General features: G+C 40.8%; 17 protein-coding genes. 14 read left to right on the top strand and 3 right to left on the bottom strand.

Features of this window, described 5'->3' with window-relative positions:
- The first annotated feature begins 86 nt into the window (after positions 1–86).
- The gene (gene clpB / locus ABC357_RS14285; protein WP_412888161.1) at positions 87–2684 is read left to right on the top strand and encodes an ATP-dependent chaperone ClpB; all 2598 of its coding nucleotides are present in this window, start codon (positions 87–89) and stop codon (positions 2682–2684) included.
- 116 nt (positions 2685–2800) lie between these two features.
- On the opposite strand, the gene ABC357_RS14280 is transcribed toward clpB, so the two are convergent.
- Complete coding sequence (locus ABC357_RS14280) at positions 2801–2989, bottom strand: YjzD family protein (protein ID WP_412888160.1); 189 nt, start codon at positions 2987–2989, stop codon at positions 2801–2803.
- 550 nt (positions 2990–3539) lie between these two features.
- Here ABC357_RS14280 and ABC357_RS14275 point away from each other — a divergent pair.
- The 9 genes from ABC357_RS14275 (at position 3540) to ABC357_RS14235 (ending at position 11069) form a co-directional block, all read left to right on the top strand.
- Positions 3540–4259: a hydrolase gene (locus tag ABC357_RS14275; protein ID WP_412888159.1), complete on the top strand. Its 720-nt coding sequence runs from the start codon at positions 3540–3542 to the stop codon at positions 4257–4259.
- 62 nt (positions 4260–4321) lie between these two features.
- Positions 4322–5014, top strand: coding sequence for a hypothetical protein (locus tag ABC357_RS14270; RefSeq protein ID WP_412888158.1), 693 nt, complete (start codon positions 4322–4324; stop codon positions 5012–5014).
- Between the two features lie 59 nt (positions 5015–5073).
- Entirely contained in the window at positions 5074–5253 is a 180-nt protein-coding gene (locus tag ABC357_RS14265) for a hypothetical protein (protein WP_412888157.1), read from the top strand.
- Positions 5254–6051, top strand: coding sequence for a BMP family ABC transporter substrate-binding protein (locus ABC357_RS14260; RefSeq protein ID WP_412888665.1), 798 nt, complete (start codon positions 5254–5256; stop codon positions 6049–6051).
- A gap of 1 nt (position 6052) precedes the next feature.
- Positions 6053–6241 carry a ComZ family protein gene (locus ABC357_RS14255; protein WP_412888156.1) on the top strand — a complete coding sequence of 63 codons (189 nt, stop codon included), beginning with the start codon at positions 6053–6055 and terminating at the stop codon, positions 6239–6241.
- A 399-nt stretch (positions 6242–6640) separates the two neighbouring features.
- Positions 6641–7582 (top strand): beta-ketoacyl-ACP synthase III, encoded by a 942-nt coding sequence (locus ABC357_RS14250; RefSeq protein ID WP_412888155.1) that lies wholly within the window; start codon positions 6641–6643, stop codon positions 7580–7582.
- Positions 7583–7722: 140 nt separating this feature from the next.
- A complete protein-coding gene (fabF, locus tag ABC357_RS14245; RefSeq protein ID WP_412888154.1) occupies positions 7723–8958 on the top strand; it encodes a beta-ketoacyl-ACP synthase II in 1236 nt (411 codons plus the stop codon).
- A 433-nt stretch (positions 8959–9391) separates the two neighbouring features.
- Positions 9392–10189, top strand: a complete 798-nt coding sequence (locus ABC357_RS14240; protein ID WP_412888153.1) for a DUF2268 domain-containing putative Zn-dependent protease — start codon at positions 9392–9394, stop codon at positions 10187–10189.
- 124 nt (positions 10190–10313) lie between these two features.
- Positions 10314–11069, top strand: a complete 756-nt coding sequence (locus ABC357_RS14235) for a YjbA family protein (RefSeq protein ID WP_412888152.1) — start codon at positions 10314–10316, stop codon at positions 11067–11069.
- Between the two features lie 62 nt (positions 11070–11131).
- On the opposite strand, the gene trpS is transcribed toward ABC357_RS14235, so the two are convergent.
- Both trpS and ABC357_RS14225 read right to left on the bottom strand, forming a co-directional pair.
- The gene (trpS, locus tag ABC357_RS14230; protein WP_412888151.1) at positions 11132–12118 is read right to left on the bottom strand and encodes a tryptophan--tRNA ligase; all 987 of its coding nucleotides are present in this window, start codon (positions 12116–12118) and stop codon (positions 11132–11134) included.
- 106 nt (positions 12119–12224) lie between these two features.
- The gene (locus ABC357_RS14225; RefSeq protein ID WP_412888150.1) at positions 12225–12596 is read right to left on the bottom strand and encodes a DUF3899 domain-containing protein; all 372 of its coding nucleotides are present in this window, start codon (positions 12594–12596) and stop codon (positions 12225–12227) included.
- Between the two features lie 503 nt (positions 12597–13099).
- Here ABC357_RS14225 and ABC357_RS14220 point away from each other — a divergent pair.
- The 4 genes from ABC357_RS14220 to ABC357_RS14205 all read left to right on the top strand — a co-directional run bounded on the left by ABC357_RS14220 (position 13100) and on the right by ABC357_RS14205 (position 17947).
- Positions 13100–14788: a peptide ABC transporter substrate-binding protein gene (locus ABC357_RS14220; protein WP_412888149.1), complete on the top strand. Its 1689-nt coding sequence runs from the start codon at positions 13100–13102 to the stop codon at positions 14786–14788.
- A 130-nt stretch (positions 14789–14918) separates the two neighbouring features.
- The gene (gene opp3b, locus ABC357_RS14215) at positions 14919–15848 is read left to right on the top strand and encodes an oligopeptide ABC transporter permease (RefSeq protein WP_412888148.1); all 930 of its coding nucleotides are present in this window, start codon (positions 14919–14921) and stop codon (positions 15846–15848) included.
- Positions 15848–16882, top strand: coding sequence for an oligopeptide ABC transporter permease (gene opp3C, locus ABC357_RS14210; RefSeq protein WP_412888147.1), 1035 nt, complete (start codon positions 15848–15850; stop codon positions 16880–16882). The genes opp3b and opp3C overlap by 1 nt, the downstream gene beginning before the upstream one ends.
- Positions 16883–16897: 15 nt before the next feature.
- Positions 16898–17947 (top strand): ABC transporter ATP-binding protein, encoded by a 1050-nt coding sequence (locus ABC357_RS14205; RefSeq protein ID WP_412888146.1) that lies wholly within the window; start codon positions 16898–16900, stop codon positions 17945–17947.
- Position 17948: the final 1 nt, after the last annotated feature.

Raw genomic sequence — 17948 nt, 5'->3', positions numbered from 1 at the left:
AGTTGTATAATAGATTTAAAGGTCAAGAAAGGTCAAACTATCTTTATTGCGATCATGCCTGTAAGGAATGGTAGGAGGAGATTGAATTGGATTTAAATAAAATGACCGATCGTGTACAGGAAGTGTTTATTGGTGCGCAAACAGAAGCGCAGCAGCAACAGCAGCAAGAATTGAAAATCGTCCATTTCTTGTCTGTGATGCTGGCACAGGAAGACTATATGCTTTTGCGCATATTGGAAGACCAAAAAATTGATGTAGCCGCTTTTACAAAAGCAGTGGATGACCACATCGCCAGACAACCAAAAGTCTCTGCTTCATCAGGCAATATACAGTTATATATGTCCCAAGGGCTGCAGAATGCAATCAATGAAGCCTGGGATGAAGTGGGCCGGTTTGAGGACGAGTATTTATCGATAGAGCATTTACTGCTAGCTTTCTTCTCTAGTACGGCTGAAGAAATGAAACTGCTAAAAAAACAATTTCCGATTTCGATAAAAGAAATGAAATCAACCATTCAAAATATAAGGGGGAATCAAAAAGTGACAAGTTCTAACCCTGAAAGCACATATGAAGCGTTGAAGAAATATGGCCGCGATTTGGTTGAAGAAGTACGGAGCGGCAAAGTGGATCCGGTAATCGGAAGAGATTCGGAAATCAGGAACGTCATCCGTATCCTTTCCCGAAAAACAAAAAATAACCCAGTGTTAATCGGTGAACCGGGTGTCGGAAAAACAGCGATCGTGGAAGGGCTGGCTCAGCGGATTGTCAGAAAAGACGTACCGGAAGGGCTAAAAGATAAAACTGTGTTCGCGTTAGATATGAGTTCACTAGTAGCAGGAGCCAAATTTCGTGGCGAATTCGAAGAACGGCTGAAAGCTGTCCTCAATGAAATTAAGAAAAGCGACGGTAAAATTCTATTGTTTATCGATGAATTGCATACGATAGTGGGCGCTGGGCGAACGGATGGAGCCTTGGACGCAGGAAATATGCTCAAACCGATGCTTGCCCGTGGAGAGCTGCATTGTATCGGAGCGACCACATTGGATGAATACCGGCAATACATTGAGAAAGATCCTGCACTCGAGCGCCGGTTCCAGCAAGTGCTTGTCAAAGAACCCGACGTGGAAGATACCATTTCGATTCTCCGGGGATTAAAGGAACGGTTTGAGGTCCATCACGGGGTCCGTATACATGACCGGGCGTTGGTGGCTGCAGCGACTCTTTCCAATCGTTATATCACCGACCGTTTTTTGCCCGATAAAGCGATTGATTTAATGGATGAGGCATGTGCCATGATTCGAACAGAAATTGATTCGATGCCTTCCGAGTTGGACGAATTGACGCGTAAAGTGATGCAATTGGAAATTGAAGAAGCTGCACTGAAAAAAGAACAGGATGAGCAAAGCCGCAAACGGTTGGAAGATCTACAAGAAGAGCTGGCCAACTTGAAAGAAGAAACAAATAAAATGCGTTCCCAATGGCAATTGGAAAAATCAGGATTGCAGCACATCCAGGAAAAGCGCGAGGCTTTGGAAAAGATGAAGCGTGAACTGGAAGAAGCGGAAAACGAATATGATCTGAATAAAGCCGCCGAATTGCGCCACGGTAAAATTCCACAGCTAGAAAAGGAATTGAAAGTGCTGGAAGAGCAGGTGAACAATAAGGAAGGCGATACGAAGCTTCTGCGTGAGGAAGTAACCGAAGAAGAAATTTCCTCGATCGTTTCCCGTTGGACGGGAGTGCCTGTTTCACGGTTGGTTGAAGGAGAGCGTGAAAAGCTTTTGCGTTTAGAGGACGTTCTTCACGAGCGTGTCGTCGGACAGGATGAAGCTGTCCAACTGGTAGCCGATGCAGTCATTAGAGCGCGAGCAGGTATTAAGGATCCAAACAAACCAATCGGATCGTTTATTTTTATGGGACCCACTGGCGTCGGTAAAACAGAATTAGTCAAAGCGCTGGCAGAAGCATTATTTGATAGCGAAGACCACATGATCCGGATTGATATGTCGGAATATATGGAAAAGCACTCCACATCAAGGCTTATAGGAGCGCCTCCAGGATATGTAGGTTTTGAGGAAGGCGGACAACTGACTGAAGCAGTCAGAAGACAACCATATTCCGTTATTCTATTGGATGAAGTGGAAAAGGCGCATAGAGATGTATTCAATCTTTTGCTGCAAATTCTGGATGACGGCCGCATTACCGATTCCCATGGGCGGATGGTGGACTTCAAGAATACAGTCATTATTATGACATCCAATATTGGATCCACTTATTTAATCGAAGGCACAGTCAACGATGAAATAACGGACGAAGCAAGGGGAAAAGTTATGAATGACCTTAAGATGCACTTCCGTCCTGAGTTTTTGAATCGCGTTGATGACATTATCATGTTCAAGCCATTAGGCTTATCACAAGTGACGAAAATTGTTGAGATTCTGATACAAGATCTTCAACGGAGATTATCACAGCGTTCTATTACAATCGGCATAACCGACGAGGCAAAAGAGTTTATCGCGAATGCCGCTTATGATCCTGTTTTCGGGGCGCGTCCATTGAAGAGATATATTCAAAAACATGTTGAAACAGCACTGGCTCGCCAACTGATAGCAGGCGGAGTGACAGAGAACAAAAAAGCAACAGTAGAGGTCCAAGATGGAAATCTTAAAATTGAGGTATCCTGATAGAAAAAAGAGGCTAGCTATAAGCTGCCTCTTTTCTACTTTAGCTAACAAGAAAAGAGAGCGGCTCTTTCCTTATCAGTTTGTGCTTAAAACATCTTGCATCGTGGAACCCAGAATCAATGCTGGACACTTTCAGCAGGTTCATCGCCGATAACAAGCGGTAAGATGCTGACAATTATGGTTACAGGTACGGAAAGATATAATCCGATCATGTAATCATAGCTAGCACCAATCATAGAGCTTACTACATAAGTTATCATCTGTAATAATAGTACCACCCAAAAGAAGGTTGCAATATAACGCATTTTTATCACCTCTTATGTTCGTCAATCTTTTATATATTACCATATTTTTCGCATGTAAGATATGTCTTTTTACTCCTAATACCCCTTTTAAGGAAGGGATATTGTTTAGTATTCATTTTTCTGACAAATTCCAGGGCGATAATATGATACATTAGTATATGTTAAAGAAAATTGTCTATTCGGACAGGCTTATGTTGTAACATTTTAGGAGAATGTGAATAACATATACGTTAAAGGGAACTTAAGAAAAATGATAGGTGCCGGCCTTGGAGATATGGTATATTATGTATATTGCATATTCAAGCACGGCAACAGGAGCTGGTTCCTCTATTATTTGAAATGTAAAAGTATCTTTTATTCGCTTTTTACAAAAGAAGTGGTTTGATAAATAGCAACAAGGAAAAAAGAAGAGTATAGAATAAACGGTCGGGAAGCCGGATGGGACTACTTGAGCTGGCCTATTTGTTGGACATGCCTCGGGACATCAGGAAACATATTCAATAAACCGGCTTTCCTTGATATATATTTTAAAGAAAGGACTGGGCTAAAGATGCTGCGTAGCTTTGAATATGACGATCAGTGGAATATCATCTACTATCCGAAGAAACCAAGCGGCTTTTCCATTTTTATTATCGGTGACCATCACCAGTACGTTGACAATCAAGATAGCTTTTGGCTCCAACATCCTGGCCGAACACAGATCCTAGATCAATTCCTGGATAGCGGATATACTTGTTTTTCATCCAATCTATACGGGGAGCATTGGGGTAATGATGATGCGGTCCAATTGGCCAAAGCAATATACCATTTGATTATGAAAACGGAGATTTTAAATACAGAAATCCACCTTTTCGCAGAAGGGAAAGGAGCTCTTGTCGCCTTAAAACTGATGAGTATTATGCCGGAGCATATCCGAGCGGCTGTTTTTTTAAATCCTTGCTTATCAGTGAAGCAATGCTTTGATGAAGAAAAACATAAAAAGGTGTATTTCCAACCGTTTGTAAAATCAATGACGAAAGCATTCGGGACAGAGGAATCATCCCTTCAGGCCACAATGGATGCCGACCTAGGGGATGATGCCGACATGGACGTTCCGCTTAAAATTATCCACGTACTGGAACATGAGCAGAGCGGAAAAATGGATTCCTATAAAAAAGTGCAAAAGCATAATAAACAAAAGACGGAGATCTCATACCTCCTGCCGGAAAAACGCTATAAAATAGGTAATGAAGCACTTCGGTTTTATAAAGCATATGAAAATGTCCTGTAAGGAAATCCTCTGCATACACTAATATATAAGAAATCAATGTAGCAGAGAGGGTGCAAAACGATATGAGTACCTCTATTGTCATCGGTTCGCTTCGATTTTTGGGTTTTCACTTAACCAGATACCTCTTAGATCAGGGGCAAACGGTCATTGGCTTTGATATAAATGATGAGGCAATTGAATACGCGGATGAAAAGGAAATGTATATCGGAAGAAATGCCAACTTTCAATATAAAGCGTTGAAGGACGCTTTCATCCCGGAAGATGCGCACCTTTTTATTTCCATTTATGATTTTATGGATATAAACGAACAGTGGCAAAATCCGTTGGAGATCATGCTAAACTTCAAAGGGGCTGAACATATTAGAAAAACTTTTTTTCTTCCTCCGGACTCTGAAGAAGCGGATGCATTTGTAAAGAAAGTCCCTGCATCCCAATGTGTTTACGTCGAAAACCTTTTTGGGCCTTGGATGCCAGATTCCTCTTTGTATTCTAGATTGGAAATGGAAACAGATGTACAAAAGGAAGGTATATATATAGGAGATTTATTTCCATGTATGGAAGAACTACTGAAAATAAAAGGAAATATCTATATTTATGGACATTCAGGGAGCTTATCGGAAATCATCAAAGAAATGCCAGCGAAGGATATAACTCCATTCCCGGTCCCGAGAAGAACAACAATGGAAGAAGCGTTGGCGGACATTCAGCAAGTGAAGAAGAATAGCGAAACGGTTTTTCCTAAAAACGAAAAATAACCGGAGGGTCTTGCAGACCTATCTATTTCTATTTGTTTTAGTCGAGAAAGGAATGCTATATGGATACAGCCATTCGCCAAACACTCATTAGTTTTGGGCTTTTACTGTTGATTCTTTCCTTATCAGGCACAGATGCATATAAGGGCGATGGCAAAAGGGAAATGAATGTCGGGCTTCTTGTAACAGATACGATTCAAGACCAAGGATGGGGAACGAAGGCATATAAGGCTTTATTTTAGATAGGCTCAACATATAAAGCCAATATTTTTGTGAAAGAAAAAATGGATACTGCCGAAAAAATCAATAATGCCGTTGACCAATTCGAGAAAATGGGCTTGAACCTGGTCATTGGTAATGGCCAATTGTACAGCCAGGTTTTCAATACAATTGCAAATCGCTATTCTTCCGTACATTTTGTGACCGTGAATGGCAATGCCATCATGGGAAATGAGACAAATATGGACATCGAAGGATACGCCATGGGATATTTTGGCGGAATGACAGCCGCCAAAATGAGCAGCACTCACCGAATTGGAGCGATAGGGGCCTATGAGTGGCAACCTGAATTAAAAGGGTTCTTCGATGGGGCATTTATACAAAACCCGGAAACAAAGGTCACAATTGTTTATACACATAGCTGGGATAATGTCGAAAAAGCGCTTAAAGAAATGGATAAAATGATTGCTGATGACCTGGATGTACTATATCCTGCCGGGGATGGATACAATGTAGAAGCGATAAACAAAATGAAAGAAAAGGGTTTATTTGCAATCGGTTATATTACCGATCAGTCTTATTTAGGGAGAAATACGGTCTTAACCAGCACCGAGCAGCATATTGATCAATTATACGTGTTAGCTGCTGATCAATTCTATCGTGGAAAACTCCCTTCAGGTAATATCTCTTATGATTTTGAGGAGGGGATTACCTCAATGGGCCAATTCAGTCCTTCGGTTCCTCTATCTTTCCGCCAGCAGCTATTAAAACAAGTGGAAATATATAAGAAAACCGGTGTTTTGCCGGTAAAGGGGTTGTAGGATGAATAATCATTTGAATCAACAATTTCTTCAAATTGCATTAAAACACTTCCCTGAAGCAAAGACAAGATTAAAGACAGAAGGAATCGAACTCTCTATCGGAATGATGCCTGCTTTTATGGATTTATTCACGAAAGTGATGGGTGAAGCATATGAGCTTGGCAGAAAAGATGCTCGGAAAAAAATGTAGAAAAGCCATAAGGCCCTTTGCCTTTTGGCTTTTTTTTCGATCCCCGTCTCAGCCAATCTCTGTTAAAGGCAAAGACCAGCCTTTAAGCAGAGCATGACTTAAGCTTGTCGGGGATACCCGGCGCTTTCCGCTTTAGAGTCATCCAGCTGCAAGCGCCATCCCCTCGAGGTCTTAAGCCAATCTCTGTTAAAGGCAAAGACCAGCCTTTAAGCAGAGCAAGTCTTAAGCTTGTCGGGGATACCCGGCGCTTTTCGCTTTAGATGTGAATTTGTCTGTATTTATTTTTATTCTTGCAAGTAGTATACTGATTAGGTAAAATTAGTACCAAGTCATAACAATTGATAATAAGATACTTTGGACAATGTATATAAAAGAGAAATAGAGAAGGGGTTGTTTAAAATGAATGCAGGGATTCTTGGAGTAGGACGTTATTTGCCTGAAAGAGTTGTAACAAATCAAGATTTAGAAAAAATAATGGATACGTCTGATGAATGGATTAGAACAAGAACGGGAATTGAGGAAAGAAGGTTAGCTGGAGACGATATCGACACTTCTGATATGGCTTTCAATGCGGCGAAAGCAGCTATTGAACAATCAGGGGTGAAACCGGAAGAAATTGATTTAATATTGGTGGCAACAGTGACACCGGACCAATCATTTCCGACTGTATCGTGCATGCTTCAAGAGAGATTGGGAGCGGTTAAAGCAGCTGCAATGGATATATCGGCGGCTTGTGCGGGATTCATGTATGGATTAGCCACTGCACAACAATTCATAAATAATAAAGCCTATAAATACGTATTAGTAATCGGGGTTGAAAAGCTGTCCAAGATTACTAACTGGGAAGACCGCAATACGGCTGTTTTGTTTGGCGATGGGGCTGGAGCTGTGTTAATGGGACCCGTTTCGGACGGGAAAGGCCTTTTGGCGTTTGAATTGGGTGCTGATGGTTCAGGCGGGAAACATCTTTATAAGGACATGGAGAATGAAACAATCGTTATGAACGGCCGTGAAGTATTTAAATTCGCTGTGCGCCAAATGGGAGATTCCTGTATGCAAGTGCTGGAAAAAGCCGGTTTGGGGAAAGAGGATGTCGATTATTTAATTCCTCACCAAGCGAACTTAAGAATTATGGAATCGGCACGTCAGCGTTTGGAATTGCCTCCGGAAAAGATGTCCCATACGATCCGCAAATTCGGGAATAATTCGGCAGCTTCAATTCCAGTTGCGTTAGTTGAGGAATTGGAGGCAGGAAAGATCAAAGACAATGATGTAGTGGTTATGGTTGGATTTGGCGGCGGCTTGACTTGGGGAGCTATCGCATTAAGATGGGGAATTTAATGAAATAAACAATCATTTAAAAAGTGCATTGCACAAATTTTTGTTACAATAGTATAGTTCGTCTACTGTAAATGTTGAACATTACCAAACCCAATGGAGATTGGGAAGAATTTATATAGGTTGTAAGGAGATGACACTGGATGAAACGGCGAGTTGTAATTACCGGAATTGGTGCTGTGACACCTCTAGGAAATAATGCTGAAACAACATGGGAGAATATCCTCGAAGGTAAATCGGGTATTGGTCCTTTAACGAGATTGAACAGCGAGGATTACCCAGCTAAGGTTGCTGCAGAAGTGAAAGATTTTTCAACAGATGGATTTATTGATAAGAAAGATGCCCGTAAAATGGACCGCTTTACACATTATGCGATTGCAGCGGCCAAAATGGCAGTTAAAGATGCCCAGCTTGACATCAACGATGAGAATGCCGACAAAATCGGTGTATGGGTCGGTTCAGGAATTGGCGGGATGGAGACATTTGAAAATCAATTTGAGACCTTTTTGGATAGAGGCTATAGAAGAGTCAGTCCATTTTTTGTACCGATGATGATTCCGGATATGGCTGCAGGGCAAGTGTCTATCTACTTAGGCGCCAAAGGGGTCAACTCATGTACGGTAACCGCTTGTGCTACTGGAACCAACTCTATTGGCGATGCATTTAAGGTTATTCAACGCGGCGATGCCATTGCAATGATTTCGGGCGGTGCAGAAGCTCCAATCACTAAAATGTCGGTGGCCGGATTCTGTGCGAATAAAGCTCTTTCAACCAATCCGGACCCTAAAACGGCAAGTAGGCCATTTGATGCCAACCGCGATGGCTTTATTATCGGTGAAGGGGCAGGAATTGTAGTATTGGAAGAACTTGAACATGCACTTGCACGCGGAGCGAAGATCTATGCGGAAGTGGTAGGCTACGGTTCTACTGGAGATGCTTATCATATTACTGCCCCGGCTCCAAATGGAGAGGGAGGCGCCCGTGCAATGAAGATGGCTATTGATGACGGCGATTTATCTCCGGAGGATATTGATTACATCAACGCACATGGAACAAGTACCGATTATAATGATAAGTATGAAACAACAGCTATTAAGAGCGTTTTTGGAGACCATGCGTATAAATTAGCTGTCAGTTCGACTAAATCTATGACAGGCCATTTACTGGGCGCAGCCGGAGGAGTGGAAGCCATTTTTACTGTGCTTGCTCTGAAGGAAGGCGTACTTCCTCCAACTATTAATTTGGAAACGCCTGATCCGGAATGCGATTTGGATTATGTCCCTCATACAGCAAGAAAGCAAGACATTAAGGCAGCCATCTCGAATTCCTTAGGGTTCGGCGGACATAATGCTACACTTGCATTTAAAAAATACGAGTAAGATTCTTATCTGGAGATAGCCGATAAAAGGCTATCTCTTTTTTTTGCGAAAAAACATTTGGATAGTATAACTAGGTTTATAAAGGGTACAGCGTCATGAATCATTCTGTTTAAGAAGACACACTGCTATGTCGGCTAAGGCAGGGTATGTGGAGATGCCCGCTCTCCACAAGCAAGCGATAATTCTCCTCAGCCAAATGTAGAAGGATAATACTATAGAGCTAAAACAGAATCTAAAATCCCTCATCATCTGTTTTATATGGAGCTGCAGCTTTAGAGAAGATTGCCTGGTGTCTTGCTGATTTTACGATACTTCCAGAGACATCAAATAGTGCCTTTCTATAAACGGGGTCGATTTCATCTTTTCCATACTCATTTAAAACGCGGCTTTATCATATACTATCATTATCCAAGCATGAGTGGAGGCGGGATAAATGGGCGTAAAGGAAACGTATCCGATTCTGAAAAAATATGCGGGTGAACCGTTGGAGCTATGCAAGAGGCTTGCCCCTTACTTTCCCGATGGAGAGGCGGCTGATGTCTTGGCGTATTTGCAATCATTTGGAATGTATACTTCAGGACCAAAAGGGGCTGAGGATGCCAATTTGCTTAAAAAGGAAGAGGCATGGGAAACTTTTGCAGACCTGCATGAAACATATCAGAAGAAATGGGATGGCCCCAATATTCCCATCCTCATCCTTCCCCATAGAAGAGTCGGTTTCTTTTCCGGAGGCCACCATAAATCAGGGCTTGCATTTCCTGATAAACTAGTACTTTTTCTATCTCCCAATCTCCCTCAAAAGGAAAAGGAAGCTCTTTTTATCCATGAGTACCATCATGTTTGCCGCCTGAATAGGCAGGATAAGAAAATGAATCATTATTGTCTTGCCGATTCCAGCATATTGGAAGGATGCGCTGAATTCGCTGTGGCAAGTATATTGGGCGATGAATCCTATTTGGCGCCTTGGACAAAAAAATATTCACAACCATTTCTGGAATCCTATTGGAATAAAAAATTTAAGGATGCAGTGTCCTGTAACCGGACTGATCCGAAGCATGATGATTTGTTATTGGGGAAAAATGGCCATCCCTATATGATTGGCTATTGTATGGGCTATTTTTTAGTTGAACAATATGCAGAACACCATACATATAGTATAGAGCAGTCTTTTTCCATGCCTGCAGAAGCTTTCATAGATTTTTATAGAAAGAAACAGGATTCTTCCGAATAAGCGTACGATTTCCTTAACGTATCAGAGATAAAAATAAAGCAAAGAAATTATGGCATGGGAATAAATTCATTGAATGGTGACTATACTTATGGACAAATAGTTTCCAGTAAATGAGGGATGAAAAATGTTATATCTGCATGATGTATGGGTAAATTGGTTTGAAGGTGAAGAGAATGGTTATAACATCTGTCACTTTCATGAATGGAGAAAAGAAGATGGAATAGAACTGCTAGATCAGGTTCCGCTTCTAAAAGTATCTTCCGCTCTCTTTCAGTACATTGAGAATGATCTTAGTGAATTGCCGCAAAGTTTATTAGAACATATTTACCAAAAGGCTTTTTGCCGGAAAAACCATGAACGGATCCAACTGGAATATTGTTTCGTCATATCGGATGGCAGCGGCATTTTAGCTGTCGACACAATGGGCTATCAGATGCCTATGAGAAAAAGCAGATTGATACCGAGGCAGGAACAGCTTGTTTTTGAAATGATCGAAAACGCACCTGAAGGCGATTATCCTTTTGATTCAAAGAGCCATAACCAAAAAGGCTACCATATTCTTTCACCTGAGCCTGAAATGATGTTTGGATTAACCAGAAAAGAAAGACAAATGAAACAATTGCTTTTCATGGCCCTTGACCAGTTAAATGGAGCCAAGAACACCGCGGAAGTCCGTTACTGGTATACAGAATGGGCACCGGATAAATACAGCTACATACAGCAGCTCCATTTTGAAGAGGCTTGGTCGGAATTGTTTATGGAAGCTAAGCAAGGATGGAGTGCGAAGCATGAAATATTATGTGAACGCCTTGTAAAAGGACAGCCTTTCTTTGAAAAGCTTTGGGAAATTGAAGTTGGGGACCGTCCTTCAATATCATAAAAAAGGTGAAAGGGAAGATCCCTTTCACCTTTTTTCATATGTTGTACTATTTGAAAAGAGAATCAGCGCTTACGGCCCAATCCCATAGCGTTTTCCATTTTACGCACCATTTTATTGGCTACTTTATTCGCTTTTGCTGCACCGGCATCCAAAATGTCATCAAGTTCTTTGGAATTTACCAAGGCATGATAGCGTTCCTGAAGCGGTTGAAGCGCTGATACGACGGCTTCAGCCATTTCTCCTTTAAAATCCCCATATCCTTTTCCTTCATATTTCTTCTCTAAATCTTCAATCGCTATACCAGTTAAAATACTATAAATCGATAATAGATTGGAAACGCCCGGTTTGCTCGCCGGATCATATTTGACAATGCCGTCTGAATCGGTAACGGCGCTTTTAATTTTCTTTCTCAAAACATTAGGCTCGTCCAATAAAGCAATCAATCCTTTTGGGTTCGGATCGGATTTGCTCATTTTTCTGGTAGGGTCTTGAAGGCTCATGATCCGAGCGCCGACTTTAGGTGTACGTACTTCAGGGATCGTGAAGATATCATTGTATTTATTATTGAAGCGTTGAGCCAGATCACGAGTCAATTCCAAATGCTGTTTCTGGTCTTCGCCAACCGGAACGATATCCGTACTATAGAGGAGGATATCGGCTGCCATTAACGGAGGATAGGTAAGGAGAGATGCGGAAACAGCTTCCCTTCCAGCCGATTTGTCCTTGAATTGAGTCATTCTTTCCAACTCGCCGATATAGGAGATGCACTGCATCATCCATGCTGCCTGTGAGTGGGCAGGTACTTCTGATTGGATAAATATAGTCGATTTTTCAGGGTCTATGCCAGCAGCGATATAAAGGGCTGCCAGGTTCTTTATATTTTGCCTTAATTGAAGGCGGTCTTGGGGTACAGTAATGGCATGCTGGTCGACGATACAGAAGTAACAATCATAATCATGCTGTAGTTCCACAAATTGCTTGATTGCCCCGATGTAGTTCCCCAATGTAACGGAACCGGAAGGCTGAATGCCAGAGAATATTGTTTTCATGTGTAAATACCACTCCTTGTTATATATACATACATTCTACTCCAGATACGAAGTATTGAAAATGATGGCTGGCCTTTTAGTTTGATTGCCAAAAACCATAAGTACTTTATAGATAGAAAACCATTAGACTGATCAACATGATGCCCAACAAGATAAAGCCGCTAATTAGCAATGATGAATATGGAAGATTCACCAATTGGGATAAAGGGACAATGTCATTGACATCTTCACCTGCTTCAGAGGAGCTATTCCTTTTAAATAACCTGCGGAAGCTATATGACATCCCGTCAAAGAACCCTTTATCGACGACTAGAATGAGCAGGCCGGCCATAATATAGGCACTGGAAAAATAAAAGCTTATATTAATGAAATGTAAGAGGGCCAATTGTTTGTAGGCAATGAAAGAAAGAAGGACACTCGCCAGAAGCGTGGCTGCAACTGTGATAAGAATACGCTTATTTTTTCTTCTTATAGACATATAATATATTCCTCTTTTGCTGTTTAATTTAGTTTCTTCCTATTAGTACATTAGGAAGGCGTTTTGCAATCATTTGAGAGACAAGACATGTATAAAGAACAGTATAACAAAAAAAGAGGCCGCAAGAGAAGTTTCTTTCTTGGTTGAGTCAGCTTCTAAACATGAATAATTATTATGTTTATATACATAATAATTATTCAGAATTTTTTAACTAATTATTTTTATATACATTTATTGTAAAAATTTGAAAAAAGAAACATTATTTTAACCTCCTAAAAAATAGAAAAAATTCCATATAATCCACCAAAAATTCAGTGTTATAACGCTTTAATACACTAAAATACAATAATTTTTTGAGTGAAAAGTCCTTTATATAGCTGTTTTTGTGTCTATATTAAATTATTTCCAGAAAATTTTTTCATAATCCCGATTTACAAATAGTCAAAAAATTGTATAATAAAATTTATAGAATTTATAAAAAGAAAGTAGAAGGGGTGTCAAATTTGAAAAAGTCTAAATTTTCTCTGCTTTTGACTCTTACTCTTGTGCTCAGCTTATTTTTGGCTGCATGTGGAGACAAAAAGTCAGATGAATCTAATTCATCCGGAAAAGACAGCAAAAAACTTGCTGCTAAACAAGAATTGCGTGTCCTTGAATCTGCAGAGATTCCAACAATGGATAGCGTAATGGCACAGGATACTGTTTCATTCACAACTCTTGACAATACTCAAGAAGGCTTATACCGCCAAAACAAAGACAATGAACTAGTTGCAGCAATCGCTGATGGCGATCCTGAAACAAATAAAGAAAGCACAGAGTTCACTGTTAAATTGAAGAAAGATGTTCAATGGGCGAACGGTGACCCTGTAACTGCCAACGATTTCGTGTACGCATGGAAACGTGCAATCGACCCTAAGACAGCTTCTCCTTACGGCCCATACATGATGAATGGCAAAATCAAAGGCGCTCAAGCAATCACTGATGCTGCCGCTAACAAAAAACAATACAGTGTTGATACACTTGGTGTAAAAGCTACTGATGAGAACACATTGGTTGTCCAAACTGAAAAACCAATGACAGTTGAATTCTTCAAAGGATTAATGGCTTTCGGAACATTCTTGCCGCAAAACCAAAAATTCGTTGAAGCGCAAAACGGAAAATATGCTACAAATGCACAAACATTATTATCTAACGGACCATTCAAGCTAGAAAAATGGAACGGTCCAACTTCAACAGAATGGGTTTATGCGAAAAACGATAAGTACCGCAACGCTAAAGATGTAACATTGACTAAAGTAACATTCAACGTCCAAAAAGATCCACAAGCTTCTGTGAATGCTTTGGAATCAGGCGAGGTTGATATTACACCTAAATTGTCTTCAGACATCGTTCCACAATATGATGGCGACCCTCGTCTTGTACGTTGGTTGGAACCTTCAATTTTCTGGATCAAAATGAACGAAGATAACAAAGCTTTAGCTAATCTGAACATCCGTAAAGCAATCTCTACCGGCATTAACAAGGATGACCTTGCGGCAAGCGTATTGAATAATGGTTCTGTAGCTGCTTACTATGCAGTGCCAAAAGATTTCGTAAAAGATGAAGACGGCAAGGATTTCAATGATACAAACAAGAACATGATGAAGTTCAATGCTAAAGATGCGAAGAAATCATGGGAAAAAGGCTTGAAAGAAATCGGAATGGACAAAGTCGAATTGACATATCTAACTGGCGATACTGATTCAGCTAAAAAAGAAGCTCAGTATGTGAAAGACCAATTAGAGAAAAACCTTCCTGGTTTAACAGTTAATATCACGTCTGTACCTTTCGCAGTCCGTTTGGACCGTGAAAACAAACAAGATTATGATTTGTTGGCTTCAGGCTGGAGCCCAGACTATCTTGACCCAGTTTCATTCTCTGACCTTTGGGTTACAGGTGGCGGCAACAACCATATGGGATATTCAAATCCTAAATATGATGCTCTAATCAAAGAGTCTCAAGAAACAGCTGACCAAACAAAACGCTGGGATGCTTTGCATAAAGCAGAAAAAATTGTCGTTGAAGACGATGCTGCAATTGCACCGCTATACCAACGTGCATCTAACGTATTAGTAAGTGAAAAAGTAAAAGGATTCACTTACCATAAAGTTGGAGCAGAATACAGCTACTATGACATCAAAATTACAGAATAATCTTTTTTAGAACCATGCTTTGTGTGTAGTACTTTAAAAGAGAGTATATTATTCCGATATACTCTCTTTTTACTACTGTAAAATTGTCGAACATTGTTGAAAATTCTAACTATTTAGGAGGTGCGGGGATATGATTAAATATATTGCTCAACGTGTTTTTTACATGCTGTTAACGCTATTTATAATCGCTTCTCTTACATTTTTCCTCATGAAAATTATTCCAGGGACTCCGTTTACAAAAGCAGATAAGTTATCGCCCGAGCAAATTGAAATCATGAAAGACAAATACGGCTTGAACGATCCTGTTCCCGTCCAATATGTAAAATACATGGGCAAGCTAGTAAAAGGTGACTTAGGCGTTTCATTCCAATTTGATAACACTTCAGTTAATGATATCCTTAAAGATTTGATCGGCCCATCCACACAACTTGGTTTCCAAGCGATGGTTTTCGGTACGATTGTCGGTATATTGCTTGGCTTGGTAGGGGCTTTGAAACAAAATACGTGGATAGACTATGGGGCAACCTTTATAGCCGTTCTCGGTAAATCAATACCAAGCTTCGTCTTTGCCGGATTGCTCCAATACTTTATCGGAGTTAAGCTGGGCTGGTTCCCAACTATGTTCTGGCGCGGATGGGAATATACCATTATGCCAACGATCGCGTTGTCTATTTTCCCTATATCAATCGCAGCACGTTTCATGCGTACTGAATTAGTAGAAGTTTTAGGATCTGACTATATCACTCTAGCAAAAGCAAAGGGAGCAAGCTCATTTGAAATTGCTTTCAAACATGCGATGAGAAATGCCTTGATTCCTGTTGTAACTGTTATGGGACCATTGGTCGTTTCATTAATGACCGGTTCATTGGTAGTAGAGAAAATCTTTGCTGTGCCAGGAATCGGTGAGCAATTCGTAAAATCAATCCAAGTGAATGACTATCCTGTTATCATGGGGACGACTTTACTGTTCGCAGCACTGTTTGTAGTCGTTACACTGGTGGTCGATATCCTGTATGGTTTAATCGATCCAAGAATCAGATTGGCAGGAGGTAATAAATAATGGCAAACATTGATATCAAAATAGCAAAAGAAAAATTCCACCCTGCCGTTATTGATGCCTCAAAAGGAGAAGAAATCACTAAGCCCAGCTTGAATTTCTGGCAGGATGCATGGCTCCGCGTCAAAAAGAATAAAGGAGCGATTATCAGCCTTGTTATTCTTTTATTGATCGTTATAATGGCATTCCTTGGCCCGCTTATCAGCGGCCGTGAGTATGATACACAAAATGTGCGCCATGCTAATCTTCCTGCCAAAATTCCGGGAATTGAAAATGTCCATTGGCTGCCGTTCGATGGAACAATGAAAAACCGCAGTGGCGTGGAAATAGATATGTATAAACAGAAAAATGTCCCTGCTGATACGTATTATTGGTTCGGTACAGATTCATTGGGCCGGGACCTGTTCACCCGTCTATGGAAAGGTACACAAATCTCTTTATATATCGCCCTCTTGGCAGCTGTCATTGATATGGTAATCGGTGTTGCGTACGGTGCTATATCAGGCTATTTTGGCGGCAAGCTTGATAACGTCATGCAGCGTATCACAGAAATATTGATGGGTATTCCTAATCTGGTTGTCGTCGTACTTATGATTCTAGTACTGAAACCTGGTATTCTATCCATTACCATTGCGTTATCTATAACCGGATGGGTTTCGATGGCCCGCGTTGTCCGTGCTCAAATTATGAAATTGAAAGAACAAGAATATGTGTTGGCTTCCAGAACACTTGGCGGATCCCACAGTAAAATAATCTTTAAGCACCTTGTGCCTAACCTGGCGGGGGTCATTATTATTAATACAATGTTTACAATTCCAAGTGCGATTTTCTTTGAATCCTTCTTAAGCTTCATTGGACTTGGTTTACAAGCTCCACATGCATCGCTTGGAACATTGATTGATGATGGATTCAAATCATTGCTGACGTATCCGCACCAGTTGATATATCCGGCAATAACAATCAGTTTAATCATGATTTGCTTCAACATGGTTGCTGATGGCTTGCGTGATGCACTAGATCCAAAAATGCGCGATTAAGGTAGGTGAAGTTTAATGGAAAAGGAAAAAGTATTAGAAGTAAAAGACTTGCATATTTCATTCCACACATTCGCTGGCGAGGTACAGGCGATCCGTGGAGTCAATTTTGACCTGTATAAAGGGGAGACATTGGCAATTGTAGGGGAGTCAGGTTCCGGGAAATCAGTTACAACTAAGTCCATTATGCGACTTCTGCCTCCAGGAAACTCAGAATATAAAAATGGAGAAATTCTATTTAACGGCAATGATTTGTCTAAGTTGCCGGAACGCCAAATGGAAAAAATCCGCGGTAAAGATATTTCAATGATTTTCCAGGATCCGATGACTTCCTTGAATCCGACAATGAAAGTCGGCAAGCAAATTATGGAGCCACTGAGAAAACATCAGAAATTAAGCAAGCATGAAGCGAAAAAAAGAGCGGTCGATTTGTTGAAACTAGTTGGTATTCCAATGCCTGAAGCTCGATTCGAACAATATCCCCACCAATTTTCAGGCGGAATGAGACAGCGTGTTGTTATTGCAATCGCACTTGCTTGCAATCCTCAAGTATTGATTGCCGATGAGCCGACAACTGCATTGGATGTAACTATCCAAGCGCAGATTCTTGAGCTGATGAAAGCATTGCAGAAGAAAATAGATACAAGCATTATCTTTATTACCCATGATCTTGGCGTAGTGGCCAATGTAGCTGACCGTGTTGCGGTTATGTATGGCGGTAAAATTGTGGAAATCGGAACAGTTGATGAGATTTTTTATAATCCGCAGCATCCGTATACATGGGGGTTGATCAGTTCAATGCCCGATTTGGATTCTAGAGGAAAAGAACTGTATGTTATTCCAGGAACGCCTCCAAATTTATTGAACCCTCCGAAAGGCGATGCATTCGCAGCGCGTAATAAATATGCCATGCAGATCGACCTAGAAGAAGATCCGCCATTATTCAAAGTGTCGGATACTCATTATGCGGCCACATGGCTATTGCATCCTGATGCTCCGAAGGTCGAGCCTCCTGAGGCAGTCGTTAAACGAAGAAATCAATTCCTCTCAATGAATGGAGGACTGTAAG

Origin of the sequence: Bacillus kalamii, assembly GCF_047238185.1 — a bacterium.
In the GTDB taxonomy this organism is placed as follows: domain Bacteria; phylum Bacillota; class Bacilli; order Bacillales; family DSM-1321; genus Bacillus_AD.
Note: the sequence above shows the minus strand (reverse complement) of the source record. Positions and strands in the feature narration are given on the sequence as shown.

Coding starts and splice junctions, on each gene's coding strand:
- opp3C (WP_412888147.1), top strand. CDS start 15,848: ATGGCAAACATTGATATCAAAATAGCAAAAGAAAAATTCCACCCTGCC.
- fabF (WP_412888154.1), top strand. CDS start 7,723: ATGAAACGGCGAGTTGTAATTACCGGAATTGGTGCTGTGACACCTCTA.
- ABC357_RS14240 (WP_412888153.1), top strand. CDS start 9,392: ATGGGCGTAAAGGAAACGTATCCGATTCTGAAAAAATATGCGGGTGAA.
- ABC357_RS14280 (WP_412888160.1), bottom strand. CDS start 2,989: ATGCGTTATATTGCAACCTTCTTTTGGGTGGTACTATTATTACAGATG.
- ABC357_RS14225 (WP_412888150.1), bottom strand. CDS start 12,596: ATGTCTATAAGAAGAAAAAATAAGCGTATTCTTATCACAGTTGCAGCC.
- ABC357_RS14255 (WP_412888156.1), top strand. CDS start 6,053: ATGAATAATCATTTGAATCAACAATTTCTTCAAATTGCATTAAAACAC.
- ABC357_RS14205 (WP_412888146.1), top strand. CDS start 16,898: ATGGAAAAGGAAAAAGTATTAGAAGTAAAAGACTTGCATATTTCATTC.
- ABC357_RS14270 (WP_412888158.1), top strand. CDS start 4,322: ATGAGTACCTCTATTGTCATCGGTTCGCTTCGATTTTTGGGTTTTCAC.
- ABC357_RS14275 (WP_412888159.1), top strand. CDS start 3,540: ATGCTGCGTAGCTTTGAATATGACGATCAGTGGAATATCATCTACTAT.
- ABC357_RS14235 (WP_412888152.1), top strand. CDS start 10,314: ATGTTATATCTGCATGATGTATGGGTAAATTGGTTTGAAGGTGAAGAG.
- ABC357_RS14265 (WP_412888157.1), top strand. CDS start 5,074: ATGGATACAGCCATTCGCCAAACACTCATTAGTTTTGGGCTTTTACTG.
- ABC357_RS14250 (WP_412888155.1), top strand. CDS start 6,641: ATGAATGCAGGGATTCTTGGAGTAGGACGTTATTTGCCTGAAAGAGTT.
- trpS (WP_412888151.1), bottom strand. CDS start 12,118: ATGAAAACAATATTCTCTGGCATTCAGCCTTCCGGTTCCGTTACATTG.
- opp3b (WP_412888148.1), top strand. CDS start 14,919: ATGATTAAATATATTGCTCAACGTGTTTTTTACATGCTGTTAACGCTA.